Raw genomic sequence first — 23,035 nt, 5'->3', positions numbered from 1 at the left:
AAGGAGCGGTCCCATGAGCATGTCAACGGCATTGAACAACGCCCTGGGCGGGCTGAGCGCGGCCAGCCGTGGCGCCGCCGTCGTATCCGGCAATATCGCCAACGCGCTGACCCCCGGCTATGCCAAGCGAACGCTGGAATTGGCCACAAGTCAAATCTCGGGAAACGGGGTGCAGGTTGTCGGTGTCACCCGGCACCACGACCCGGTTCTGGCCGCCAATCTTAGGGCAGCGGATGCCGATCTGGCACTGAATTCGGCCATCGCCGATTTTCACGCTGCTTTTGAAACGCTGGTCGGCAAACCCGGCGACGCGGCCTCGGTATCGGCGCGGCTGGTCGGCTTCGAAAACAGCCTGATCACTGCGGCCAGCAATCCCGGCTCGGCCGAGCGGTTGGATCAGGTCGCGCGCGCCGGCGACGATCTGGCCCGGGCTCTGAACGCTGCGTCAGAGGGGCTGCGGGACATGCGATCCGATGCAGACCGCAAGATCGGAAGCTATGTCGATACGCTGAACGCCACTCTGAAGGACATCGAAGACCTGAATGCCCGTATTCCGGCCGTTCAGAACGCCGGCGGCGACATCAATGGCCTTCTTGACCGACGGCAGGTTCTGATCGACCAGGTCAACGAGCTGATTCCCGTGAACTTGGTGGCACGGGACAACAACCGCGTGTCCTTGTACTCGGACGGAGGCCTGATCCTTCTGGAAGGGCGCGCAGCCGAGTTCACGTTCACGACGACGGGCGACACCAAACCCCACATGACGATTGGCAACGGGCTGTTGTCCGGCCTCGAGATGAACGGGCAACCGGTCCGCACCAGCGGCGAAACCGCGCAGATTCGGGGCGGCGCTCTCATGGCTCAGTTCCAGATCCGGGACGAGCTTTCGATCGAAGCGCAGGCCCAACTCGACGCCGTTGCTCAGGACTTGATTGAACGCTTCGAAACGCCAGGCCTGGACCCGACGGCCCTAGCAACCGATCCTGGCCTGTTTACTGACGACGGGGCCCGGTACTCCGCAACCGCGCCCGCAGGATTGGCCTCGCGCCTTGAATTGAACGCCGCGGTCGATCCAGATGCAGGGGGGAACAGTTGGAAGCTGCGCGCGGGTCTGGGTGCCGCCACCCCGAACAATCCCGGCGACGCCACGCAACTGCAGGCCTTCAGCGCAGCGCTGAACCAGGCGCGCCCGGTCTCCATGCCGGATTTCGGCGCCGGCAATCTGCGCGCGGCCGAACTGTCCGAGGCGCTGCTGTCCAAGGCCGGCACGAATGCGCAAACGGCCCAGTCCCGTCAGACCTATGCGGCCAGCTTACACCAGCAGATGGAACAGTTGGTCGCGGAACAAGGCGTGGACAGCGACGCCGAGTTGCAGCGGATGATGCAGATCGAACAGGCCTATGCCGCCAACGCCCGGATCATCTCGGTCGTCGATGAACTGATGGAAATGCTGCTGAGGATGTGAACATGACATTGAATGCCATCGGAGATCTGGCACGCGGCCTGACCCTTAGGACCCGCAGCACCGAGATCAAGTCGCAGATTGAAACGCTTTCCTACGAAATGTCTACCGGCCAAGTGGCGGATGTTTCCGGCCGGCTCGGCGGAGACTATTCTCACCTTCTGGATCTGGACCGGAAGATCGCGCAGCTGGGCGCTTTCTCGATTGCCACCTCCGAGGCCCGCCTGTTCTCGGACGCAATGCAGCTAAGCCTATCGACATTCAGCGATTCGCTGGGCGAAGTATCCGGGTCTCTTCTGGCGTTCGGCACGTCGAACCAAGCCGTGACGCATGCCCAGGCCGCGGATCAGGCGCGCAATGAGCTGGACAGCATGATCTCGGCGCTAAATACGCGGGCCGGGGGGCGCAGCCTGTTCGCCGGCACCGCCACGGACGCGACGCCGCTGGAATCAGCCGAAACCCTTCTGAGCGCGTTGCGCACGCAACTGGCCGGCTTGACAACTCTGGCCGACATTCGCCAGGCCGCCCAGACCTGGTTCAACGATCCAGTCGGCTTCGAAGCGGTCATGTACCGCGGGTCGAATGCGACATTGGCGCCGATGCAGGTCTCGGAAACCGAGAGGGTCGAATTGCCGTTTACGGCAAACGATCCAGCCATGCGCGATGCCTTGCGCGATGTTGCGGTGGCAGCGTTGGCCTCGGATCCCAGCCTGGGTTGGCCACCGACCCTGCAGACCGCCTTGTTCGCTGAACTTGGGGTCGATCTGGCCAACGCAAAAGACGATACGACGACGATGCGTGCCCAGGTCGGCGCGGTCGAGGCCCGGATCGAACAAGCCGCGACGCGCAACTCGGCCGCCAAGACCAGTTTCGAGTACGCCAGAAACGAAATCGTGGCGGCGGACCCTTACGAAACTGCCGCCAAGTTGCAGACCGTCCAGTTCCAGCTCGAGAGCCTCTATTCGGTCACCGTCCGCAATTCAAACCTTTCACTGGTGAACTTCCTGAGATGAGAATCCTGGCTTTTGTTTTGATGCTGCTTCCTTCCGTTGCATTCTCGGGTGCCGTGCGCCTCAAGGATCTGGTCGATTTCGATGGAGTGCGCGGCAACGATCTGGTGGGGTACGGCCTGGTCGTCGGGCTGAACGGCACCGGGGACGGTTTGCGCAATTCCCCGTTCACCGAAGAGATCATGTCAAACATTCTCGAACGGTTGGGCGTCAACGTGAATGGCGAGGATTTTCGGCCAAAGAACGTGGCCGCGGTTCTGGTGACCGCGACACTGCCCCCGTTTTCGCGGGTCGGAAGCCAGATCGATGTCACGGTTTCGGCCATTGGCGATTCCAAAAGCCTTTTGGGCGGGACCCTTGTGATGACCCCGCTGAACGCCGCCGACGGACAGATCTACGCGGTGGCCCAAGGGACGGTGCTGGCCGGTGGGGCCGTGGCCGAGGGCGAGGCCGCATCCGTCACCCGAGGAGTGCCGACGTCGGGTGTGATACCCTCGGGTGCCCGGGTCGAACGCGAAATCGACTTCCAGCTCTCGGGCCTGACGCAACTGCGCCTTGCTCTTCGCGAGCCGGACTTCACGACCGCCGGCCGCATCGAGGCGGCGATCAACCGCGAGTTCAACCGCCCGGTCGCGATCATGCGTGATTCCGGCACCGTCGAGCTGAGCATCGCCGAAACACGGGCGGCATCGACTGCCCATGCGATCGGTCAGATCGAAAACATCCTGATCGAGCCCGAGTCCAAGGCCCGGGTCGTCGTGGACCAGCGTTCGGGAACCATCGTGATGGGGCAGGATGTCCGCATTTCACGTGTTGCCGTCTCGCAGGGCAACCTGACCTTGCGGGTCGAGGAGGCCCCGATTGTCGTTCAACCCAACCCCTTCGCCGAGGGTCAGACGGTCGTGGTTCCGCGCACCGTTGCCGGGCTTGAGGAAGAGGAAGGCACTAGCTTGGCCGAGATTCCCGAGGCGACCACTTTATCAGAGGTGGTCGCGGGCCTCAATGCACTGGGCGTTTCACCGCGCGACATGATCGACATTCTGAAAACGATCAAGGCCGCGGGCGCGCTCCATGCCGAATTCGTCGTCAGATGAACTCTGCCGGTTTTCCTGTCGCGCCGACGCCGCTGGACTGATCGAACCCTATTTCGATTTCCGTCCCTCCCACCAGCGACGCAGGCCGGAACGCCGTTCCTCGATTGCGTCGCCCACGGCGTAAAGCCCATCCTCGGCTTGCTCAAGCAAAGGGTCTATCCGCGCTTCGCGGAACCGCCGCCAGCGTACCCAGATTGCCCAAACGAGGCCAAAGAAGACTGTCAGGAAGACAATGTTGAACCAGGGGATGATCCGCACGTCGGGGCCTTCGACATCTTTGATCGAGATGGCATTCGGAAAGATCGTAAGAAACTCGTTCCGCCATCCGTAGTGGGTCACGACGACCCATTCCGGATCGTCCTTTGAAGAAATCGCATCATTGGCTTCGGTATACAGGTTCGCGGTATCGAACTTGAAATAGGGCGGCCACCCCCACCCTGTGTCCTCATTTCGGTAGACGATCGGCCTGCCGTTCGCCCGCACGGCCTGAATGAACTGGACATCCCTGCTCGAGAGGTTGGTAGATTGATCCTCTGGCTCGGACCAGAACATGCGTGTCCAATCGTTCAGATCCTGCCGCTCTTCATAGGTGTTCACGATGCGCACGATGTCATGCTGCGGCAGGGCATAGTGAAGAATGGCGCCGACAGTGGCCCAAAAAACCACGATGATTGCCCATTTGGCATAGACCATTCCCAAGACCTCACAAGTAGTTCACGACATAGATTACGGCAGCGATGGCGACCCAGGGTACAATATAGACGCCGAGGATCAGTTTGCGGCGGAAAGACCTGTCATAGGCCCTCAGTCCACGTTCGACGAAAGCCTCCTTGCCGCCCGTCTTTCCCTTTTCGTCCCACCTTTCCTCAAGCTTGCGTCGACGGGCCCGTCGCGCATATAGCGACAGCACCGTATAAGCAATCGTCTGTACCACGAGTAGACCGACAAACAGGCGCAAAGCTCCGATCATTTCACCCTTTCCCGCCCGCAAACCGTGCCGACACCAGGCCGCCTGTCCCCTCGGTTCCCGAAAGAACTGTGCAGCACCCGATCCGGAATTGTCCACCGCATTTCGCGGTTCCGCACGCCGCACTGAATTCGTATTTTTGATCAAATCTGGATTGATCGACTCGTGCCGGTGGCGCTAGACATGACCAGCGCCACCTGTTTGGGTATGCGCAAACCCTATACCTGCGCCGGAGACCGCCCCATGCTGGACACCACGACCGACCTGAAATCGCTGTTGAAGAACCCCGACCTTCTGGTCACCAAGGCCTATATCGGCGGTCAATGGGTCGATGGTGACCACGGTACCTTTGTTGTCACCAACCCTGCCCGCGGCGACGTGATCGCCGAAGTCGCGGATGTCAGCCGCGCCCAAGTGGCTGGCGCAATCGCCCAGGCCGAGGCGGCACAGAAGGAATGGGCCAAGCTGACCGGCAAGGAACGCGCCGCGATCCTGCGCCGGTGGTTCGACCTGATGATGGAAAACGCCGAGGACCTTGGCAAGATACTGACCGCCGAACAGGGCAAACCTCTGGCCGAGGCGGTGGGCGAGATCGCCTATGGCGCTTCTTTCATCGAATTCTTCGGCGAAGAGGCCAAGCGGGTCTATGGCGAGACCATCCCCGGCCATCAGCGCGACAAACGGATCATGGTGCTGAAACAGCCGATCGGGGTAGCGGCCTCGATCACGCCGTGGAACTTCCCCAACGCGATGATAACACGCAAGGCAGGCCCGGCACTGGCCGCCGGCTGCGCCTTTGTCGCGCGCCCGGCCACCGAAACGCCCCTGTCGGCGCTGGTGCTGGCGCTGCTGGCCGAACAGGCCGGCATTCCGGCGGGCGTGTTCAACGTGGTCCCCTCGACGCAGGCCAGCGAGATCGGCAAGGAGTTCTGCGAGAACCCCGGTGTGCGCAAGCTGACCTTTACCGGCTCGACCGAGGTGGGCCGGATCCTGCTGCGCCAGGCCGCGGACCAGGTCATGAAATGCTCGATGGAACTGGGCGGCAACGCACCGTTCATCGTGTTCGACGACGCCGATCTGGATGCCGCCGTCGAAGGCGCGATGCTATGCAAGTTCCGCAACAACGGCCAGACCTGCGTCTGCGCCAACCGCATCTATGTGCAGGCCGGTGTCTATGACGCCTTTGCCGCCAAGCTTAAGGCCGCGGTCGAGGCATTGAAAATCGGCGACGGCCTGTCCGAAGGAACAACGACCGGTCCGCTGATCAGCGACGAGGCGGTGGCAAAGGTGCAGGAGCACATCGCCGACGCCAAGGCCAATGGCGGCGCGATCCTGACCGGTGGCCTGCCGCACGATCTGGGCGGCACCTTCTTTCAGCCCACGATCATCACCAACGTGAACCAGGACATGAAGGTCGCGCAGGAAGAGACCTTTGGCCCGCTGGCGCCCCTGTTCAAATTCGAGGACGAGGACGAGGTGATCGCGATGGCCAATGACACGATCTTCGGCCTCGCCTCGTATTTCTACGCCAAGGATCTGAGCCGCGTGTACAAGGTGGCCGAGGCGCTGGAATACGGCATCGTCGGCATCAACACCGGTATCATCAGCTCGGAACTGGGGCCGTTCGGCGGCGTCAAGCAATCCGGCCTGGGCCGTGAAGGCAGCCATCACGGCATCGACGAATATCTCGAGATGAAATACATCTGCATGGCGGTCTGACCGAACCGGCCATGACACGAAGGGCGCCCGACGGCGCCCTTTTTCTTCCGACAATCGAAAAACCCCACGCTCCGAAGGAACGCGGGGCTGGCGATAATCGAGGGAGGAAGCGATTATCGGATCGGTCGGTTGCCGCCTCAGTTCACGGGCTTGGCGTCGACCACGTCCTTTTCGATGGCCTTGGCCGAGGTGATCGCGATCCGGCGCGGCTTCAGCGCCTCCGGCACCTCGCGTTTCAGGTCGATATGCAGCATACCGTTTTCTAGGCTGGCGCCGGTTACGCGGACATGATCGGCCAAGGCGAAACGGCGTTCGAAGGCACGGGTGGCGATGCCACGGTGCAGATAGGTACGCTCCTTGTCGTCAGCGGCCTTCTTGCCGGCCACGACCAACGCGTTTTCCTTCACTTCGACCGACAGGTCATCTTCGCCAAAACCGGCGACGGCCAGCGAGATGCGATAGGTGTCGGCATCGGTCTTTTCGATGTTGTAGGGGGGATAGCTGGGTTGTGACACTTCGCTGGTCAGAACCCGGTCCATGATATCGGCGATCTGATCAAAGCCGATGGTTGCACGATGCAACGGTGCAAAATCAAAACTGCGCATTGTCGTCATCCTCATGTCAGAGCGATCTACGATTTGCCCTCCATCCGGACGGGCGGTGATGTTCAACGGGCCCCGATATGGCGGCCCGCCAGACATGAGATGGGAAGCGGTTCGGCGCGGTTCAAGACCCGCCCGGGCGGATGAATTTCGCGCCCGAGCCGGATTTGCCCGAGCCGACCTGCAGCCGCTTGATCGAGGCCTTGGGCTGCGGCGCATCACGCCGCAGGATCGCCTTCAGGTCCGTCACGATCCCCGACAATTCCATTCCAAAGCCGATCTTGCCCCGACCGTCGTTGCCCACGGCCGAAACGACCGACAGGATCTGCCAGCGCGGCCCGTTGCGGGCCAGAATGGCCGACCCGGACGATCCGAAGGTGATGTCGCAGTTGAAGGTGATCAAGCCCTGCCGCCGCTCGAGGATCCGGCAGGACCGCTCGCGCGTGATCGCCTCGGACCGGCCACGGCCATAGGATGCGATGCTGATCTCGTTTCCGGCCACCCGGCCGCTGTGCAGGGCAAAGGGGTTGGCGATGCCATAGGGGATGGGCTCTTCCAGCCGCATCAGGGCCACGTCGGCGCGCACGCTTTCCGGCGACAGGCCCGCCTTGGGGTCATAATCGGGATGCGCGGCGATCTGCACCACCTTGCGTTCGGCCAGCGCGTGGCCATTGCTGAGGCCCGCGCGAAACGTGACCTCGCCCGGCGCATAGGGCTGCCCGGTGGTTCGGTCCATCGCGCAGTGGGCTGCGGTCAGCACCAGATCCTGCGCGATCAAGGTTCCGGTGCAGAACGACCGGGTTCCGATATCCAGGCGCCCGATCGCCTCCCAGCCGTACAGGTCGTCGCGGTCGGTCAGGCGGCGTTTGCCGCTGTCCTGGGCCAGCGCGGCGCCTGCCAGGACACCCAGGCAAAGCGCTGCCCTGAACATCACCCCGATCATGGCCGCACGAACCTTGCGCCCAGGTTCTTGCCCGCACCCGACGCGCTGCCTGACAGGCCAAAGCCCCGCCCTGCGGACAGTTCGGCCTGCAATACCTCGAGCGATTCTTCCAACGCCGTGCCCAGCGCCACGCGCTTTCCTTCCAGTTCGGCCTTGGCTGAAACGACCGACACGATGCGTGGGTGATCGCCCGAGAAGGAAAAGATCGGCGCCCCCGAGGCGCCGAAATCCACATCGCAGGACATCACCAGAACCCCGGATTGCCGCGCCATGACCGAGCAGACCTCCTGCAGCGAGGGGGCCTCGGCTCGGTCATGCGCATAAGACACGACACCGACATCCTCGCCGCGCGACGGGCGATAGCCGGTCTCGAACGGAACGACGGCGGTGTTGCGGATGGGCTGCCACAGCTCGATCAGCGCGATGTCATGGCGCACACGGGTGACGGTGGCCCTGCCGTCATAGTCATAATCGGGGTGGATTACCGCCTGCCGCGCCGCACGATAGGCCGAGGCCCGTCCCCGCCGCCAACCGGCCAGAAACTCAATTCGCGACGGGTCGATACGTTGGCGCGTGGCCTTGTCGAACAGGCAATGCGCCGCAGTCAGGACAAGAGTCGGGGAAATCAGCGCACCGGTGCAGAACCCGGTGCCGTCGATGTCCAGCCGCCCGACCGCCATCCAGTCGCGCCCCGCCTCCGAGGTCTCGAGGCTTTGCAGCCCGGTATCCTGCGCCATGGCCGCCATCGGCAAGACACACAGCGCAATCGCCCTTATCCATCTGCGCACGCGGTTCTCCGGCTATTTGGTTTCGGGCCATGGTGGTACGCGCCGCGTTTGGCGAAAATAGGGCAGGGCCGAGCCACGGCGATTCCTCCATCGACTGATGCGCCGGCGCACCAAGCCCGCTCACCGCAGGATCGGCACCGTATCCGCAGGCTGTCCGGCCCGGTTCAGCGCGGGAGGCCGAGGCCCGCCCGTGGCCCAGTCCAACAGCTCGACCGTGTGCACGATGGGCAGTCGGGTGCCCGACCCGATCTGCATCATGCAGCCGATGTTCCCGGCCGCGATCAGATCGGGGTTCTTGGCCTCCAACGTGCGCACCTTGCGCTGTTTCAGCTTGGCCGAGATCTCGGGCTGCATCAGGTTGTAGGTGCCCGCGCTGCCACAGCACAGGTGGCTGTCGGCGGGTTCGACCACCGAGAACCCCGCCTTTTTCAGCAGATCCTTGGGATAGGTTTTGATCTGCTGCCCGTGTTGCAGCGAGCAGGCCGCGTGATAGGCCACCGTCAGCCCCTTGTCGTCGCCCTGCGGCAAGTCCAGCTGCATCAGGATTTCGCTGACATCCATGGCAATGCCCGACACCCGCGCCGCGTCCTCGGCCAGCGAGTCGTTGCGGAACATGTGCCCGTAATCCTTGACGGTGGTGCCGCAGCCCGAGGTGTTGATGACGATCGCATCCAATCCCTTGCCGTCCATCTCGCGCGTCCATGCGCGGATATTTGCGGCGGCGGTGTCATGGCTTTCGCGGGTCTTGCCCATGTGATGGGTCAACGCCCCGCAACAGCCGGCGCCCTCGGCCACAACGACCTCGCAGCCCAGCCGAGTCAGCAGGCGGATCGTGGCATCGTTGATGTCGGTGTTCAGCGCCTTTTGCGCACAGCCCGTCATCAGAGCCACGCGTTTGATCGCCTGCCCCTTGGGCGCAAAGCTTTGGGGGTCGTCATTGCGGCTGACCGGCGGGATGTGTTTCGGCGCCATGTCCAGCATCGCCTTCAGGCGCGCGTCGGGCATCAGAAAGCGGAACGGCCGCCCCAGCTTGGCCCCGATCAGCGCCCAGCGGAACCGCATCGGATAGGGCAGGATCCGTGCCAGAACCCACCGCAACGCCCGGTCCGAGAAGGGTCGCTTGTAGCGGTTTTCGATATATTCGCGGGCGTGATCGACCAGATGCATGTAATGCACGCCCGACGGGCAGGTCGTCATGCAGGCCAGGCAGGACAGGCAGCGATCGATATGCTTGACGGTCTTTTCATCCGGCACACGCTCGTTTTCCAGCATGTCCTTGATCAGGTAGATGCGCCCGCGGGGGCTGTCCAATTCGTCGCCCAACACCTGATAGGTCGGGCAGGTGGCGGTGCAGAACCCGCAATGCACGCAGTTGCGCAAAATCTCGTTTGCGCGGCGGGTGCCGGGGTCTTTCAACTGGTCTTCGGTGAATGTGGTCTGCATCGCCCTATCCCATCAGCCCGGGGTTGAACACGCCGCGCGGGTCGAATTTCTGTCGAATCCCCTGTGTCAGAGCCGCAATGCCCTGCGGTTCCGGCTGAAACCGGCCTAGCCGGGCAAAAGTATCGGCCCCGGCCCGCACCAGCGTGGCGTGGCCGGAAAACGCGCCGATGCGCGCGCGCAGGTCGGTGCCTGCGGGCACCAGCGCCCAGATCAGCCCCCCGCCCCAGTCGAACAAGGTCCGGTCGGCCTCGGCCCGCGCGGCGATTTCGGGCGCATCCCCGGGTTTGACCGAGATCCGCCAGACATCGCCTGGCGTGTCGGCAAAATCGACCGCATCGCGGATACTCTGCCACAGCTCAGCCGATGGCTCGACCAGATCAACCGCGCCAAACTGGCCCAGCAGGTCCTGCAGGCGCCCGGTGCGATACGAGACGGACGCAGCAAACCCCTCGATCCGGATCAAGGCGCGCTGCTGCTGCGGATCATAGGCTGCTCCGGAGACTTCAAAGGGTGATTTCAGCGCCTCGGACAGGATGCGAACCGCAGTCGCGGCGTCCTTGGCGGGTACGGCCAGCGTCGCGCTGGCCTCGGGTTTGGGCAGCACCTTCAGTGACACCTCGGTCAGCACGCCCAGCGTGCCCCAAGACCCGGCCATCAGCTTGACCAGGTCATAGCCGGTGACGTTCTTCATCACGCGGCCGCCATTCTTGATGATCTGCCCCTGCCCGTCGACAAAGCGCACGCCCAACAGGAAATCGCGGCAAGCCCCGGCCTGGATCCGGCGCGGCCCCGAGACGTTGGCGGCCACGACACCGCCGATCGTGGGCGCGCCCGAGGACCCCAGCAGGCCGCGATGGTCCATCGGCTCGAAAGCCAGCTGCTGGCCTTCGGCCTCCAATGCCGCCTCGATCTCGGCCAGCGGCGTTCCGGCCTGCGCAACAAGCGTCAGCGCCCCGGGCTCGTACAGGGTGATCCCGCGCAGCCCCTCGGTGCCCAGCACCCGGTCGGGGCTGGTCACACCGCGCGTGCCGCCACCGAGAACGCGTATCGGTTCGTTCAGGCCGGTCACGATTTCGGCCAGTTCAGACTCTGATTCAGGTCTCATTGCGAGGTCCGTTCTGTCTTGGGATTCATTCCGCCGCCATCGGCACGACGCGTCGGTCCGCGCTGGCATCCAGCGGGAACACCTTGGCGGGGTTCAGCAGCCATTTCGGGTCGAACACGTCCTTGACGGCCATCTGCGCCTCAAGGTCCTGAGGCGCGTATTGATGATGCATCAGGTCGCGCTTCTCGATGCCCACCCCATGCTCGCCGGTCAGGCAGCCGCCGGCATCCACGCACAGTTTCAGGATCTCGGCCCCGAAGGCCTCGCATTTTTCCAGATCGCCGGGCTTGTTCGCATCGAACAGGATCAACGGGTGCATGTTGCCGTCGCCGGCATGGAATACGTTGCCCACGGGCAGGCCAAACTCTTTGCTCAGTTCGCCGATGCGGCGCAGCACGTCCGGCAGGGCCGACACTGGGATCGTGCCGTCCAGGCACATATAGTCGTTGATCTGCCCCATCGCACCAAAGGCCGATTTCCGACCCAGCCAGATGCGGGCGCTTTCCTCGGCCGACTGGCTTTCGCGCAGCTCGACCGGGTTGTGGCGTTTGGCGATCTCGACGATCTTGGCCAACTGGCTGTCGATCTCGGCGTCCGAGCCCTCGACCTCGACGATCAGCAGCGCCTCGCAGTTCGGATAGCCGGCATGGGCAAAATTCTCGCAGGCCTCGATGCACAGCCGGTCCATGAACTCGATCGCCACGGGCAGGATGCCGGATTTGATGATGTCCGAGACGCATTCACCCGCCACCGCGTTGTCATCAAAACCCATCAGGACCGGGCGCGCGCCCTCGGGCTTGCGCAGGATGCGCAGCGTCGCCTCGGTGACGACCCCCAACTGCCCTTCCGAGCCGCAGATCACGCCCAACAGGTCCAGCCCGCCGGAATCCAGATGCGCGCCGCCGATCTCGACCACGCGGCCATCCATCAGCACCATGGTCACGCCCAGCAGGTTGTTGGTGGTCACGCCGTATTTCAGGCAATGCGCCCCGCCCGAATTCATCGCGATATTGCCCGCGATGGCGCAGGCCAGCTGCGACGACGGATCGGGCGCATAGAAGAAATCCTGCTCCTCGACCGCGCCGGTGACGCTTAGATTGGTGCGGCCGGTCTGCACGCGGATGAAGCGGTTGTCATAGTCGACCTCAAGCACCTCGTTCATGCGGGCCACGCCCAGGATCACGCAATCGGCGGTGGGCAGCGCCCCACCGGCCAGCGAGGTCCCAGCCCCGCGCGGCACGACCGGCACGCCTTCGTCATGGCAGATGCGCAGAATGTCCGAGACCTCTTGCGTCGAGGACGGCAGAACCGCGATCATCGGCGCGCATTTGTAGGCGGTCAGGGCGTCGCACTCATAGGCGCGGGTTTCGGCCGGGTCCGCGATGATGGCATCTTCGGGCAGGACCTGCCGCAGACGGGCAAGCACGTTAGCCTTGCGGGCCAGAACGTCGGGGTTGGGCTTTGGCATGTCCATGGCGGGTCCTCCAGTTTGGTAAAATAATATTACCAATTTCTGCATCTGGCAAGTTGCCTTCGTCGGACGTACTGTCGCGCCATGACATTGACCGAACGCGCCCTGCTGTTTTCGCCTCTGGACTACGCCGCCATCCTGTTGTTGCTGATCGCCTGGCAATGGATCGGCTGGCGGATCGAGAACCCCGCGCCCGGCAAGCGCTCGGTCGCGGTGATGATGGACGAATTCCGCCGCTGCTGGATGCGCGAAATGGTGACCCGCCAGCCCCGCATGTTCGACGCCCAAGTCGTGGGCACGATGCGTCAGGGCAGCACGTTCTTTGCCTCGACCACAATGATCGCCATCGGGGGCGGGCTGGCCCTTCTGGGCAATACCGAGCGGCTGTCGGGCGTCGCCAAGGATCTGGCGATAGGCAGCGCACCGGCCATGGTGTGGGAGGTCAAGATCCTGACCGTGCTGCTGTTTTTGTCGAATGCCTTTCTGAAATACGTCTGGGCGCACCGGCTGTTCGGCTACTGCGCGGTGCTGATGGCGGCGGTGCCGAACGACCCCGAGGATCCGCAGGCCTATCCCCGCGCGGCGCAGGCGGCCGAGATCTGCGTGACCGCCGCGCGCAGCTTCAACCGCGCCCTGCGCGCCACCTATTTCGCGCTGGCTTCGCTGGCCTGGATCCTGGGCCCGATCGCGCTGATCATCGGCACGCTTCTGACGCTGGGAGTCCTGTACCGGCGCGAGTTTGCCTCGCATTCCCGCGCGATCCTGCTGAGCCTGCCGCCGGACACGCAGACGTGATCGCGCCCCGCCCGATCAGACCCTAGACTGGCGAGATGCGACACCTGATCCTCTGCCTGTTTCTGGCCGCCCCGGCCCTCGCCGACCCGCCGACGGTCGAAAATGTCACCGCGACGCGCACGGGTAAGACCTGGCGATTCGACGTGACCATCCGCCATCCCGATACCGGGTGGGACCACTATGCCGATGGCTGGCGCGTTCTGGCAATGGACGGGACCGAGTTGGGGATGCGAGTGCTGCATCACCCGCACGAGACCGAGCAGCCCTTTACCCGGTCGCTGGGCGGAGTCGCGATCCCCGAAGGCGCGAGCCAGGTTCAGGTGCAGGCCCGGTGCAGTGTCGATGGCTGGAACGCGGACACCACGCTTGTGATGTTGGAATAATCGTCAGAACACGCCCAGCGACAGCCCGGCGCCAAGCGCGGCGCCGATCTCGCGGCATTTGTCCAGTTCATCCTCGGGGATGGTCTTTTCCGCCAATATCGCCTCGGGCGTCTGGGCATGGGTGCAGACAATGAGGGGCGGCTGCACCTCTTTCAGGCGCCAACCGGTGGTGATGCGCGCCAGTTGCCGCGCCGCGTTCTGACCGTCGGACCCGGCGCAGATCATCTGCGCATAGGGCCGCCCCTCGATCCTGCCCAGAACCGGGTAGTAGCAGCGGTCGAAGAAATCCTTCATGACGCCTGACAGCGCCGCCAGGTTCTCGGGCGCGCAAAAGACGTATCCGTCGGCCGCCAACAGATCGTCGGACCCCGCCTGCGCGGCGGGCTTCAGGCTGACCTCGGCCTCGGCGCTGGCCGCCTGTGCGGCCGCCTCGGCCATCTGTCGGCTGCCGCCGGTGCGCGAATGGTAGACGATCAGTAGACGGGCCACAGCGGTCAGGCCCGATGATACGGGCCGCCCGACAGGATCGTCGCGGCACGATAGAGTTGTTCGGACAGCATCACCCGGACCAGCATATGCGGCCAGACCATCGCGCCGAAAGAGATCGAGAAATCGGCTTCGGCCCGTAGCTCCGGGTCGATCCCGTCGGCGCCGCCGATGACAAAGGCCAGATCCTGCCGGCCCATGTCACGCCACCCGGCCAGCTTCTGCGCGAAATCGGGTGACGACATCACCTTTCCTCGCTCGTCCAATGTGCAGATCACCGCCCCGCCGGGCAGCGCCTTGCGCAGCAAGGCGGCCTCGGCGCCCATACCGGCGTTCTTCTTGTCTTCGACCTCGATCACGCGCGCAGGCCCCAAACCCAGGCCGCGGCCGGTCCGGTCGAAACGGGTCAGATAGTCGTCAAGCAGGGTTTTTTCCGGTCCGGCGCGCAATCGCCCGACCGCACAAATGCTGATACGCATGTCGCTCTCGCCGCCGACCCTTCAATACGGGCCGGGATGGCGCCTCAGTTGGCCGAGGCGCTACCGCCCTGAGGCAGCCACATCTTTTCCAGCTGGTAGAATTCGCGCACTTCGGGGCGAAAGATATGGACGATCACATCGCCCGTATCGATCAGTACCCAGTCGCCGGCATCCTTGCCTTCGACCTTCGAGGTGAACCCGAATTCCTGCTTGATGCGATCCGTCAGCTTTTCCGACATCGCCGACACCTGTCGAGTCGACCGGCCCGACGCGATGACCATGTAGTCGGCCACCGAGGATTTTCCGCGCAGATCGATCTGCACGACGTCTTCGGCCTTGTCGTCGGAAAGAGAGGAAAGAACGCGCTCAAGCAGCTTTTCGCTGATTGGCTGAGACTGGGCCATCACCGTGGCCCGATCGTCGGCGGGCAAACCCGCCTGTGTATGCAGAGACAGGACATGGTCCTCCTTGATAAAGCGCCGCCAAACCCCGGCGCCGGGGTAGTAATAAGGTAGCAAGCCGATTGCAACAATTCAATGAATCGCGGGCCGTGTGCGCACAGGCGTGATCACTCCGTGTCGATTTGTTGCGCAACCACGCCGGTCTGCCCCTGGCCCAGAAGGCGCACCTCGCGCTGCGGGAAGGGGATCGAGATGCCCTCGGCCTTGAACGCGTCCCACAGCGCCAGATAGACATTGCCGCGGATGTTGGTCAGGCCGGCGGTCGGGTCGCGGATCCAGAACCGCAACACGTAGTCGACGCTGCTGTCGCCGAATCCGGTGATGTGGCAGACCGGTTCGTGCTTGCCACCGCTCAGCACGCGCTTGACCGTTTTCACCGTCCGCACGGCGGTCTCGCGCACCGTGTGCGGATCGTCGCCATAGCTGGTGCCGAAGGTCAGATCCAGCCGGACGAACTCGTCGGAATGGGACCAGTTCACCACCTGTCCGGTAATCAGATCCTCGTTCGGGATCAGGTATTCGCGCCCGTCGCGGGTGACGACCGAGACATAACGAGCGCCCAGCGCGTTGATCCAGCCGAATGTGTCGCCCAGCGAGATCACGTCGCCCGGCTTGATCGACCGGTCCATCAGGATGATGATCCCCGAGATCAGGTTCGATACCACCTTCTGCAAGCCGAAACCGATGCCCACGCCCACCGCGCCGGACAGCAGCGCGATCCCGGTCAGGTCGAAGCCCAGCGTGCGGATCCCGACCAGAAAGACCAGCCCGTAGAGAGCCACCTGGATGCCCTTGGCCAGCAGAACCTGCATCGAGGGCGAGATGTCGTCGTTGCTTTTCAGCCCCCGTTCAGCCGCCCGGGTGCCCAGTCGGGCCAGAACCAGCAACGTGCCAATCAGCAAGATTGCCTTGAGGATCCCGAGAACCGAGATGTGCATCTCTCCGATCGTGATCGCGACCCCGTCCAGAAACTCGGCCACGTCGTCGGTCAGGCTCAGTGCCACCAGCGTAGCATAGACCCACATCGACCAGCGAAAGATGCGCCGGATCGTGCGGTTGCGTACAAGATGCGACAGCAGCGCAATGACCAGCCACGCGGTTGCCAGCGTTGCCAGAACGCCGATGATATAGCTGCGCGACGGCCATGTGACCTGCTGCATCACCAGGTAGACGCTCCAGGACAGAAGCACGAAATAGACCAATGTCAGGCGCCGCATGAACTGGACCAGAGTCCGTAGCCGCCATTTGGGCCAGCCGCTTCGCGCCCTTGCCCATGTTTCCCATCTGCCAAGTGTGGCGGCCTTCAGAACAAAGGATGCGGCCACCAGAAGCAGCACGATCAACAATTGATACTGACGCCATCCCGGGGTCACGATCAGCTCGATCAGTGCTCCGAACTGAAGCAGGAATGCCTCGACCATTGTATCGAACAGCTCGGAAATCGAGCGGGGGATCAAGTCGTTGTCCAATCGCGCCTCCTGCCTGCCAGCTTGACCAGCTATGCGCCGGTATGCAAGGCACTTGGCGGCCACTGGATTGAACCTTGATTGACAGGCGCTCGCGATATATCTGGATCGCATGAGATTCAATCAGGCCCCTGCTCCCAACCTGCAAGACCGCGCGCGCCTGCGTGAACGGTTCTTCGGGGCCGCCCGCACGGTTCTGGCCCGCCTATAATCGGCGCCCAGCCACTCGCCAGCATTTCTCAATACAGACGGGAGAGGACCGATGTCCCCCAAAACACTCTATGACAAGATCTGGGATGCCCATGTCGTGCACGAAGCCGACGATGGTACCTGCCTTCTTTATATCGACCGCCACCTGGTGCACGAAGTGACCAGCCCGCAGGCGTTCGAAGGCCTGCGCATGGCAGGCCGCAAGGTGCGTGCGCCGGAAAAAACGATCGCCGTGCCGGACCATAACGTGCCCACCACACCCGATCGCGTGAACGGGATCGAAAACCCCGAATCGCGCATCCAGGTCGAAGCGCTGGACAAGAACGCCCGCGATTTCGGCATTCACTACTACCCGGTGAATGACATTCGTCAGGGCATCGTTCACATCGTGGGCCCCGAACAGGGCTGGACCCTGCCGGGCATGACCGTGGTCTGCGGCGACAGCCACACCGCCACTCACGGCGCTTTCGGCGCGCTGGCCCACGGCATCGGCACCTCCGAGGTCGAGCATGTTCTGGCCACTCAGACGCTGATCCAGAAAAAATCCAAGAACATGAAGGTCGAGATTACCGGCAAACTGCAGCCGGGCGTGACCGCCAAGGACATCACCCTGGCTGTGATCGGCGAAACCGGCACCGCCGGCGGCACCGGTTATGTGATCGAATATTGCGGCGAGGCGATACGCGACCTGTCGATGGAAGGCCGCATGACCGTCTGCAACATGGCCATCGAGGGTGGCGCACGGGCCGGCCTGATCGCGCCGGACGAAAAGACATTCGAATACGTCAAAGGCCGCCCGCACGCCCCGAAGGGCGCGCAGTGGGAGGCCGCTCTGGCCTGGTGGAAGACGCTCTATTCCGATGACGACGCCCATTGGGACAAGGTCGTCACCATTCGCGGCGAGGACATCGCCCCCGTGGTCACCTGGGGCACCAGCCCCGAAGACGTTCTGCCGATCACCGCCACCGTACCCAACCCCGAGGATTTCGAGGGCGGCAAGGTCGAGGCCGCGCGCCGCTCGATCGAATACATGGGGCTGCAGCCGGGCCAGAAACTGAGCGACATCGAGATCGACACGGTCTTCATCGGTTCCTGCACCAACGGCCGGATCGAAGACCTGCGCGCCGCCGCCGAGATCCTGAAAGGCAAGAAGATCAAGGACGGCATCCGCGCCATGGTCGTACCCGGCTCGGGCCTCGTCCGCGCGCAGGCCGAAGAGGAAGGCATTGCCGAGATCTTCAAACAGGCCGGCTTTGAATGGCGCCTTGCGGGCTGCTCGATGTGCCTGGCGATGAACCCCGACCAGCTGAGCCCGGGTGAGCGTTGCGCCGCAACCTCGAACCGCAACTTCGAAGGCCGTCAAGGCCGCGGCGGACGCACCCATCTTCTCAGCCCGGCCATGGCTGCCGCCGCAGCAATCACTGGAAAGCTGACAGATGTGCGCGAATTGATGTAAGCTTCCCTCATCATTGATTTTTTGAGGGAGAGAATGAAATGAGTGATTGGGTCAAATGGCTCCTGATGGGGCTGCTGTCGATTGTGTTCGGCATCTTCGTTCTGGGTGCGCCCATCGTGGCATCGGTGGCGGTGACCGTGGTCACCGGCGCACTGCTGCTGATCTCGGGCGTGCTCCAGGTCGTGGGCGGGTTCTCGGTGGAAGGCACCGGAAACAAGATCCTGGCCTTCATCATGGGCGCCGTGATGCTATTTCTGGGCTGGTCCTTTCTGGCCCATCCGCTGCAGGGCGTGCTGACGCTGGCCACGGTGGTGATGATCCTGTTCATCGCCGGCGGTCTCGCCCGGATCATCCTGTCGTTCCAGATGCGCGGCACGCAGTATTTCTGGCCCACGCTCATTTCCGGCCTGCTGTCCCTGGCGCTGGCCGCCTACATCATGGCCAATGCCTCGGTCGGACTGGCGCTCAGCCTGCTGGGAATCCTTTTGGGCATCGAGATGCTGTTCAACGGGTTCGGCCTGATCTTCATGGCGTTCTTCGTCAAGAACGCCGGCAACGAAACGACGGAAGCGAAACAAGCTTGAAACGCGGGGCATGGGGCCGGGCCTCTCCCGCAGGAGTGTGAACATGGAAAAGTTTGAAAAAGTCCACGGCGTGGCCGCCCCCATGCCCCTGATCAATATCGACACCGATATGATCATCCCCAAAGTGCACTTGAAAACGATCAAACGTTCGGGCCTGGGCGTCGTGCTGTTCGACGAGATGCGCTATCACGATGACGGGCGAGAGAACGAAGAGTTCGTTCTGAACAAACCCGCCTATCGCAACGCCGAGATCCTGGTGGCCGGCGACAATTTCGGCTGCGGCTCGTCGCGCGAACACGCGCCTTGGGCGATCAAGGATTTCGGCATCAAGGTCATCATCTCGACCAGCTTCGCCGACATCTTCTTTAACAACTGCTTCAAGAACGGCATCTTGCCGATCGTGGTCGAGGACGAGCATCATGCCATCCTGATGGAAGATGCCCACAAGGGCGAAAACGCCCGCATGACCGTGGACCTCGAAGAGCAGAAGATCGTCACCTCGGACGGGGTCGAGATCACCTTCGACATCGACCCGCACCGCAAGCACTGCCTGCTGAACGGCTTGGACGATATCGGCCTGACGATGGAGAAGGCGCACCACATCGACCAGTTTGAATCCCAGGTCAGCCAGGCCCGCCCCTGGACGTGACGCGGGCGGCGAATCTGCCGATACTCAACCAGACGGGGTCGCCGCGGCGGCCCCGTTCGCGTCTTAGGGGTTGACGGCCAAGCAACCACAACATGTAGTCACACCCGACGAGCCAGCGACGATTCTGCGGCGCAATTGATGCAAAGCCGCACCAGTTTCGCCATCATTTTGCCTGAAATCACCTGTTTCCTGCCCATCGGCTTGAGCAAAATGCCGCTTGTCGCTGATGATGGCGCCAATCGGCATCCGCCACTTGGGAATGGGCGGGCACAAGTTGGAATTGAGTCGGCAAAGAAACGACGGGTCCGGTTTGGAAAGGGTTCGGATAGTGATTGCACGCACAACAGGGGCGGCAGTTCGTGGGATTTTAGTAGCGCTTCTGGTGCTGACCCCCGCGCTGTATCTGCCGGTCTCGGCCACCAACGGTACCGAAGTTGTCGTCTTTGTCGCCATCCTGGCATTCATCCTGACCTTTGCCGAATACAACTCGGCCTTCCCCAGCTTCATCGAGTTCCGCGACGCGCCGCCCGTCAACCGGCTGAGGTTCGTCGGGCTGATGTCGATGGTGTCGGTCCTGACCCTGATCTGCAAGAACGTCTACACGCCAACGGATCTGACCAGCGCCGCCTATTCCGTGGGCCTGGCCGTGGCCAATGTCGTCGACTTTCCCTATTCACCGGTCCGCCTGGTGGTCCTGATGCTGCCGACCGAGGCCAGCGCAACGCTGACCGAACTAGTCCGCATCACCGCAAGCGTCGCCTATGTCGCGGCGCTGGTGACGATCGCCAGCTTCGTCTATGCGGTCAAGGTCCGGGGATGGCCCACGGGGAACGGGGCCTTCAACGTCTGGACCAATCTGCCCCTGTTCGACCCGACCAAGGGCGGAGACGTGGTGACCCGCCTGCAGCGCGACGGGCGCCTGAACATTTCGATCGGCATCCTGCTGCCGTTCCTTATCCCTGCGCTGATCAAGCTGCTGACCAATGTCATCGATCCGCTGACGCTAGCGAACCCGCAGACCCTGATCTGGACCATGAGCGCTTGGGCCTTCCTGCCCGCCAGCATAATCATGCGCGGCATCGCCACGCTGCGAATCGCCGGGCTGATCGTCGAAAAGCGGCGCGCCTATTCCACCTCCGAGGCCACCCAGACCGCATGATCCGCATTCTGGTTCTGGCGCTGCTGCCTTTTGCGGCCCAGGCCGACCCCCTGCGCGTGGCCAGCTTCAACACCGAGTTGCAGCGCGATGGGCCGGGGTTGATGCTGCGAGACATCCGCAAGGAGACACCGCAGGTCCGCGCCGTCGTCGATGTTTTGCTAGCCACGGCGCCGGATATCGTCGCCCTGCAGGGGGTGGACTGGGACCATGACAACCTGGCTCTGTCGGCGCTGACCGATCTGCTGGCGGCTGCGGGTCTGGATTATCCCTATCAGTTCGCCCGTCAGCCCAATTCGGGGCTGATGTCCAACCTCGACCTGGACGGAGACAGCAGGCTTGGCGGGCCGGGCGACGCGCAGGGCTGGGGGCGTTTCACCGGCAATGGGGGAATTGCCGTCCTGTCCCGGTATCCGATCATCGAAAGTCAGATCGCAGACTACTCGACCCTGCTGTGGAAGGATCTGCCGGACGCAACGCTTCCCAGCCGGGACGGCGCCCCGTTTCCCTCGCAGCAGGCGCAGTCGGTCCAACGGCTCTCCTCGACCGCGCATTGGGTCGTTGCGATCGATACGCCGCAGGGCCGGTTGACCCTCATGACCTTCCACGCCACCCCGCCTGTCTTTGACGGCCCCGAGGACCGCAACGGCCTGCGCAACCGCGATGAAATCCGGTTCTGGTCCGTTCTTCTGCGGGGCGATCTGGGGCCGGCGCCGACCCGCCGCTTCGTAATCGCCGGAGATGCCAATCTGGACCCCGAGCGCGGAGAAGGCCACACCGAGGCCCTGCGTGCCCTGCTGACCAACCCGTTGGTTCAGGATCCGCGACCGACAGATGCAACCGGCGCAGACACCACCGTCACCTGGAAAACCGTCGGAGACCGCCGCGTCGACTATGTGCTGCCATCGGCGGATTGGGTGGTCGAAGATGCCGGCGTGTTCTGGACCGGAGCGGACGGTCAGCCCCATCCCGCGGCCCGAGCGGCAAGCCGGCACCGGCTGGTCTGGGTCGACCTGACCGGATCGGGCGCGCAGGACCGGCAGGCCGGTACCGACTGACGTGCCGCCCACCCTTGCCGACCTGCGCCCGCATGACGCGTGATACCCGGGCAAAACGGTCGGAACGCCTCATTGACCATATGCCCCGCAAACGCTAGGCCCGGTTCTGAAAAACGCAAGGAGACCGCTCATGCCCAACCCCTCGCTCCTCATCCTGCCCGGAGACGGAATCGGCCCCGAAGTGATGACCGAAGTGCGCAAGATCATCGACTGGTTCGGCGCCAGGCGCGATCTGAAATTCGACGTGAGCGAGGATCTGGTCGGCGGTGCCGCCTATGACAAGCACGGCGTTCCTCTGGCGGATGAGACGATGGCCAAGGCGCAAGAGGTCGACGCGGTTCTGCTGGGCGCCGTAGGCGGCCCGAAATACGACGATCTGGATTTCAGCGTGAAGCCCGAGCGCGGCCTGCTGCGCCTGCGCAAGGAGATGGACCTGTACTCGAACCTGCGCCCGGCCCAGTGCTTTGACGCGCTGGCCGATTTCTCGTCGCTGAAAAAGGACGTGGTCGCCGGCCTCGACATCATGATCGTGCGCGAGTTGACCTCGGGCGTCTATTTCGGCGAGCCGCGCGGCATCTACGAGGAAGGCAATGAACGCGTGGGCATCAACACCCAGCGCTACACCGAATCCGAGATCGAGCGGGTCGCGCGTTCGGCTTTTGAGCTGGCGATGCGCCGCAACAAGAAGCTGTGCTCGATGGAAAAGGCCAACGTGATGGAATCGGGCATCCTGTGGCGCGAGGTGGTGACCCGCGTGGGCAAGGATTACCCCGAGGTCGAGCTGAGCCACATGTATGCCGACAACGGCGCCATGCAGCTGGTGCGCGCGCCCAAGCAGTTCGACGTGATCCTGACCGACAACCTGTTCGGCGACATCCTTTCGGACTGCGCGGCGATGCTGACCGGGTCGCTGGGCATGCTACCTTCGGCCTCGCTGGGGGCGCCCATGGCCAACGGCCGGCCCAAGGCGTTGTACGAGCCCGTCCACGGCTCGGCCCCCGACATTGCTGGGCAGGGCAAGGCCAACCCGATCGCCTGCATCCTGAGCTTTGCCATGGCGCTGCGCTATTCCTTCGATCAGGGGGCCGAGGCCGACCGTCTGGAAGCCGCCATCGAGAAGGTGCTGGCCGATGGTGTCCGTACCGCCGATCTGCTGGCCGAAGAGGGCGTGCAGCCGGTGTCGACCACCGAGATGGGCGACGCGATCGTCGCCGCGCTGGACGCCAGCCTTTGAGCTTTGATCCGGGC

The 23,035-nt window shown here is 63.4% G+C and carries 25 protein-coding genes; 13 read left to right on the top strand and 12 right to left on the bottom strand.

Going from position 1 to position 23,035, the window contains the following annotated elements:
• The first annotated feature begins 13 nt into the window (after positions 1-13).
• Genes flgK through AC2FNS_RS13170 form a run of 3 tightly spaced genes read left to right on the top strand, consistent with a single transcriptional unit; the run spans position 14 to position 3,566 of the window.
• Positions 14-1,465, top strand: a complete 1,452-nt coding sequence (gene flgK, locus AC2FNS_RS13180; RefSeq protein ID WP_496712730.1) for a flagellar hook-associated protein FlgK — start codon at positions 14-16, stop codon at positions 1,463-1,465.
• Between the two features lie 2 nt (positions 1,466-1,467).
• Positions 1,468-2,475, top strand: coding sequence for a flagellin (locus AC2FNS_RS13175; protein ID WP_496712729.1), 1,008 nt, complete (start codon positions 1,468-1,470; stop codon positions 2,473-2,475).
• Positions 2,472-3,566: a flagellar basal body P-ring protein FlgI gene (locus AC2FNS_RS13170; RefSeq protein ID WP_496712727.1), complete on the top strand. Its 1,095-nt coding sequence runs from the start codon at positions 2,472-2,474 to the stop codon at positions 3,564-3,566. The genes AC2FNS_RS13175 and AC2FNS_RS13170 overlap by 4 nt, the downstream gene beginning before the upstream one ends.
• Positions 3,567-3,614: 48 nt before the next feature.
• On the opposite strand, the gene AC2FNS_RS13165 is transcribed toward AC2FNS_RS13170, so the two are convergent.
• Positions 3,615-4,259, bottom strand: a complete 645-nt coding sequence (locus tag AC2FNS_RS13165; RefSeq protein WP_496712725.1) for a DUF1523 family protein — start codon at positions 4,257-4,259, stop codon at positions 3,615-3,617.
• Positions 4,260-4,269: 10 nt separating this feature from the next.
• Positions 4,270-4,536 carry a hypothetical protein gene (locus AC2FNS_RS13160; RefSeq protein ID WP_496680516.1) on the bottom strand — a complete coding sequence of 89 codons (267 nt, stop codon included), beginning with the start codon at positions 4,534-4,536 and terminating at the stop codon, positions 4,270-4,272.
• A 240-nt stretch (positions 4,537-4,776) separates the two neighbouring features.
• Between AC2FNS_RS13160 and AC2FNS_RS13155 the strand changes: the two genes are divergently transcribed.
• Entirely contained in the window at positions 4,777-6,252 is a 1,476-nt protein-coding gene (locus AC2FNS_RS13155) for an NAD-dependent succinate-semialdehyde dehydrogenase (protein ID WP_496712771.1), read from the top strand.
• Between the two features lie 137 nt (positions 6,253-6,389).
• On the opposite strand, the gene AC2FNS_RS13150 is transcribed toward AC2FNS_RS13155, so the two are convergent.
• The 6 genes from AC2FNS_RS13150 to AC2FNS_RS13125 form a co-directional block, all read right to left on the bottom strand.
• Positions 6,390-6,857, bottom strand: a complete 468-nt coding sequence (locus tag AC2FNS_RS13150) for an Hsp20 family protein (protein WP_005979400.1) — start codon at positions 6,855-6,857, stop codon at positions 6,390-6,392.
• Between the two features lie 121 nt (positions 6,858-6,978).
• Complete coding sequence (locus AC2FNS_RS13145; protein WP_496712723.1) at positions 6,979-7,785, bottom strand: trypsin-like serine peptidase; 807 nt, start codon at positions 7,783-7,785, stop codon at positions 6,979-6,981.
• 8 nt (positions 7,786-7,793) lie between these two features.
• Positions 7,794-8,585 (bottom strand): trypsin-like serine peptidase, encoded by a 792-nt coding sequence (locus AC2FNS_RS13140; protein WP_496712721.1) that lies wholly within the window; start codon positions 8,583-8,585, stop codon positions 7,794-7,796.
• Positions 8,586-8,705: 120 nt separating this feature from the next.
• Positions 8,706-10,028: a glycolate oxidase subunit GlcF gene (gene glcF / locus AC2FNS_RS13135; RefSeq protein ID WP_496727651.1), complete on the bottom strand. Its 1,323-nt coding sequence runs from the start codon at positions 10,026-10,028 to the stop codon at positions 8,706-8,708.
• Positions 10,029-10,032: 4 nt separating this feature from the next.
• Positions 10,033-11,133 carry an FAD-binding protein gene (locus tag AC2FNS_RS13130; RefSeq protein ID WP_496712613.1) on the bottom strand — a complete coding sequence of 367 codons (1,101 nt, stop codon included), beginning with the start codon at positions 11,131-11,133 and terminating at the stop codon, positions 10,033-10,035.
• A gap of 25 nt (positions 11,134-11,158) precedes the next feature.
• Positions 11,159-12,607: an FAD-linked oxidase C-terminal domain-containing protein gene (locus AC2FNS_RS13125; protein WP_496712611.1), complete on the bottom strand. Its 1,449-nt coding sequence runs from the start codon at positions 12,605-12,607 to the stop codon at positions 11,159-11,161.
• Positions 12,608-12,688: 81 nt separating this feature from the next.
• On the opposite strand from AC2FNS_RS13125, the gene AC2FNS_RS13120 reads away from it, so the two are divergent.
• Together AC2FNS_RS13120 and AC2FNS_RS13115 are read left to right on the top strand one after the other, a co-directional pair.
• Positions 12,689-13,399, top strand: a complete 711-nt coding sequence (locus AC2FNS_RS13120) for a DUF599 domain-containing protein (RefSeq protein WP_496687470.1) — start codon at positions 12,689-12,691, stop codon at positions 13,397-13,399.
• Positions 13,400-13,434: 35 nt separating this feature from the next.
• Entirely contained in the window at positions 13,435-13,782 is a 348-nt protein-coding gene (locus AC2FNS_RS13115; RefSeq protein WP_496712609.1) for a hypothetical protein, read from the top strand.
• A 3-nt stretch (positions 13,783-13,785) separates the two neighbouring features.
• Here AC2FNS_RS13115 and AC2FNS_RS13110 read toward each other — a convergent pair whose 3' ends face one another.
• From AC2FNS_RS13110 to AC2FNS_RS13095, 4 genes are all read right to left on the bottom strand, one after another.
• Positions 13,786-14,271, bottom strand: a complete 486-nt coding sequence (locus tag AC2FNS_RS13110; RefSeq protein ID WP_496687465.1) for a flavodoxin family protein — start codon at positions 14,269-14,271, stop codon at positions 13,786-13,788.
• A 5-nt stretch (positions 14,272-14,276) separates the two neighbouring features.
• A complete protein-coding gene (gene rlmH, locus AC2FNS_RS13105) occupies positions 14,277-14,747 on the bottom strand; it encodes a 23S rRNA (pseudouridine(1915)-N(3))-methyltransferase RlmH (protein WP_496680528.1) in 471 nt (156 codons plus the stop codon).
• Positions 14,748-14,791: 44 nt separating this feature from the next.
• Positions 14,792-15,151, bottom strand: a complete 360-nt coding sequence (rsfS, locus tag AC2FNS_RS13100) for a ribosome silencing factor (protein ID WP_149775947.1) — start codon at positions 15,149-15,151, stop codon at positions 14,792-14,794.
• A 164-nt stretch (positions 15,152-15,315) separates the two neighbouring features.
• Positions 15,316-16,677, bottom strand: a complete 1,362-nt coding sequence (locus AC2FNS_RS13095) for a mechanosensitive ion channel family protein (RefSeq protein ID WP_496712608.1) — start codon at positions 16,675-16,677, stop codon at positions 15,316-15,318.
• Positions 16,678-16,786: 109 nt separating this feature from the next.
• Here AC2FNS_RS13095 and AC2FNS_RS13090 point away from each other — a divergent pair, with 109 nt between their 5' ends.
• From AC2FNS_RS13090 to leuB, 7 genes are all read left to right on the top strand, one after another.
• Positions 16,787-16,885, top strand: a complete 99-nt coding sequence (locus AC2FNS_RS13090; RefSeq protein ID WP_496687460.1) for an isopropylmalate isomerase — start codon at positions 16,787-16,789, stop codon at positions 16,883-16,885.
• Positions 16,886-16,936: 51 nt separating this feature from the next.
• A complete protein-coding gene (leuC, locus tag AC2FNS_RS13085) occupies positions 16,937-18,340 on the top strand; it encodes a 3-isopropylmalate dehydratase large subunit (RefSeq protein ID WP_496712607.1) in 1,404 nt (467 codons plus the stop codon).
• A gap of 38 nt (positions 18,341-18,378) precedes the next feature.
• On the top strand, positions 18,379-18,924 hold the full coding sequence (locus AC2FNS_RS13080; RefSeq protein ID WP_496680532.1) for an HdeD family acid-resistance protein: 546 nt from the start codon (positions 18,379-18,381) through the stop codon (positions 18,922-18,924).
• A 43-nt stretch (positions 18,925-18,967) separates the two neighbouring features.
• The gene (leuD, locus tag AC2FNS_RS13075) at positions 18,968-19,573 is read left to right on the top strand and encodes a 3-isopropylmalate dehydratase small subunit (protein WP_496680533.1); all 606 of its coding nucleotides are present in this window, start codon (positions 18,968-18,970) and stop codon (positions 19,571-19,573) included.
• Between the two features lie 328 nt (positions 19,574-19,901).
• Positions 19,902-20,732, top strand: a complete 831-nt coding sequence (locus AC2FNS_RS13070; RefSeq protein WP_496712605.1) for a hypothetical protein — start codon at positions 19,902-19,904, stop codon at positions 20,730-20,732.
• The gene (locus tag AC2FNS_RS13065; protein ID WP_496712604.1) at positions 20,729-21,787 is read left to right on the top strand and encodes an endonuclease/exonuclease/phosphatase family protein; all 1,059 of its coding nucleotides are present in this window, start codon (positions 20,729-20,731) and stop codon (positions 21,785-21,787) included. The genes AC2FNS_RS13070 and AC2FNS_RS13065 overlap by 4 nt, the downstream gene beginning before the upstream one ends.
• A gap of 130 nt (positions 21,788-21,917) precedes the next feature.
• Positions 21,918-23,021, top strand: a complete 1,104-nt coding sequence (gene leuB / locus AC2FNS_RS13060; protein ID WP_496712602.1) for a 3-isopropylmalate dehydrogenase — start codon at positions 21,918-21,920, stop codon at positions 23,019-23,021.
• Positions 23,022-23,035: the final 14 nt, after the last annotated feature.

The organism is Ruegeria sp. BHSA191 (assembly GCF_059613325.1).
This window is presented reverse-complemented; position numbering and strand designations above follow the sequence as displayed.

Bases quoted from the DNA above. Each gene is read 5' to 3' on its own strand.
- flgK (WP_496712730.1), top strand. From the start codon at position 14: ATGAGCATGTCAACGGCATTGAACAACGCCCTGGGCGGGCTGAGCGCG.
- AC2FNS_RS13175 (WP_496712729.1), top strand. From the start codon at position 1,468: ATGACATTGAATGCCATCGGAGATCTGGCACGCGGCCTGACCCTTAGG.
- AC2FNS_RS13170 (WP_496712727.1), top strand. From the start codon at position 2,472: ATGAGAATCCTGGCTTTTGTTTTGATGCTGCTTCCTTCCGTTGCATTC.
- AC2FNS_RS13165 (WP_496712725.1), bottom strand. From the start codon at position 4,259: ATGGTCTATGCCAAATGGGCAATCATCGTGGTTTTTTGGGCCACTGTC.
- AC2FNS_RS13160 (WP_496680516.1), bottom strand. From the start codon at position 4,536: ATGATCGGAGCTTTGCGCCTGTTTGTCGGTCTACTCGTGGTACAGACG.
- AC2FNS_RS13155 (WP_496712771.1), top strand. From the start codon at position 4,777: ATGCTGGACACCACGACCGACCTGAAATCGCTGTTGAAGAACCCCGAC.
- AC2FNS_RS13150 (WP_005979400.1), bottom strand. From the start codon at position 6,857: ATGCGCAGTTTTGATTTTGCACCGTTGCATCGTGCAACCATCGGCTTT.
- AC2FNS_RS13145 (WP_496712723.1), bottom strand. From the start codon at position 7,785: ATGTTCAGGGCAGCGCTTTGCCTGGGTGTCCTGGCAGGCGCCGCGCTG.
- glcF (WP_496727651.1), bottom strand. From the start codon at position 10,028: ATGCAGACCACATTCACCGAAGACCAGTTGAAAGACCCCGGCACCCGC.
- AC2FNS_RS13130 (WP_496712613.1), bottom strand. From the start codon at position 11,133: ATGAGACCTGAATCAGAGTCTGAACTGGCCGAAATCGTGACCGGCCTG.
- AC2FNS_RS13125 (WP_496712611.1), bottom strand. From the start codon at position 12,607: ATGGACATGCCAAAGCCCAACCCCGACGTTCTGGCCCGCAAGGCTAAC.
- AC2FNS_RS13120 (WP_496687470.1), top strand. From the start codon at position 12,689: ATGACATTGACCGAACGCGCCCTGCTGTTTTCGCCTCTGGACTACGCC.
- AC2FNS_RS13115 (WP_496712609.1), top strand. From the start codon at position 13,435: ATGCGACACCTGATCCTCTGCCTGTTTCTGGCCGCCCCGGCCCTCGCC.
- rlmH (WP_496680528.1), bottom strand. From the start codon at position 14,747: ATGCGTATCAGCATTTGTGCGGTCGGGCGATTGCGCGCCGGACCGGAA.
- rsfS (WP_149775947.1), bottom strand. From the start codon at position 15,151: ATGGCCCAGTCTCAGCCAATCAGCGAAAAGCTGCTTGAGCGCGTTCTT.
- AC2FNS_RS13090 (WP_496687460.1), top strand. From the start codon at position 16,787: ATGAGATTCAATCAGGCCCCTGCTCCCAACCTGCAAGACCGCGCGCGC.
- leuC (WP_496712607.1), top strand. From the start codon at position 16,937: ATGTCCCCCAAAACACTCTATGACAAGATCTGGGATGCCCATGTCGTG.
- AC2FNS_RS13080 (WP_496680532.1), top strand. From the start codon at position 18,379: ATGAGTGATTGGGTCAAATGGCTCCTGATGGGGCTGCTGTCGATTGTG.
- leuD (WP_496680533.1), top strand. From the start codon at position 18,968: ATGGAAAAGTTTGAAAAAGTCCACGGCGTGGCCGCCCCCATGCCCCTG.
- AC2FNS_RS13065 (WP_496712604.1), top strand. From the start codon at position 20,729: ATGATCCGCATTCTGGTTCTGGCGCTGCTGCCTTTTGCGGCCCAGGCC.
- leuB (WP_496712602.1), top strand. From the start codon at position 21,918: ATGCCCAACCCCTCGCTCCTCATCCTGCCCGGAGACGGAATCGGCCCC.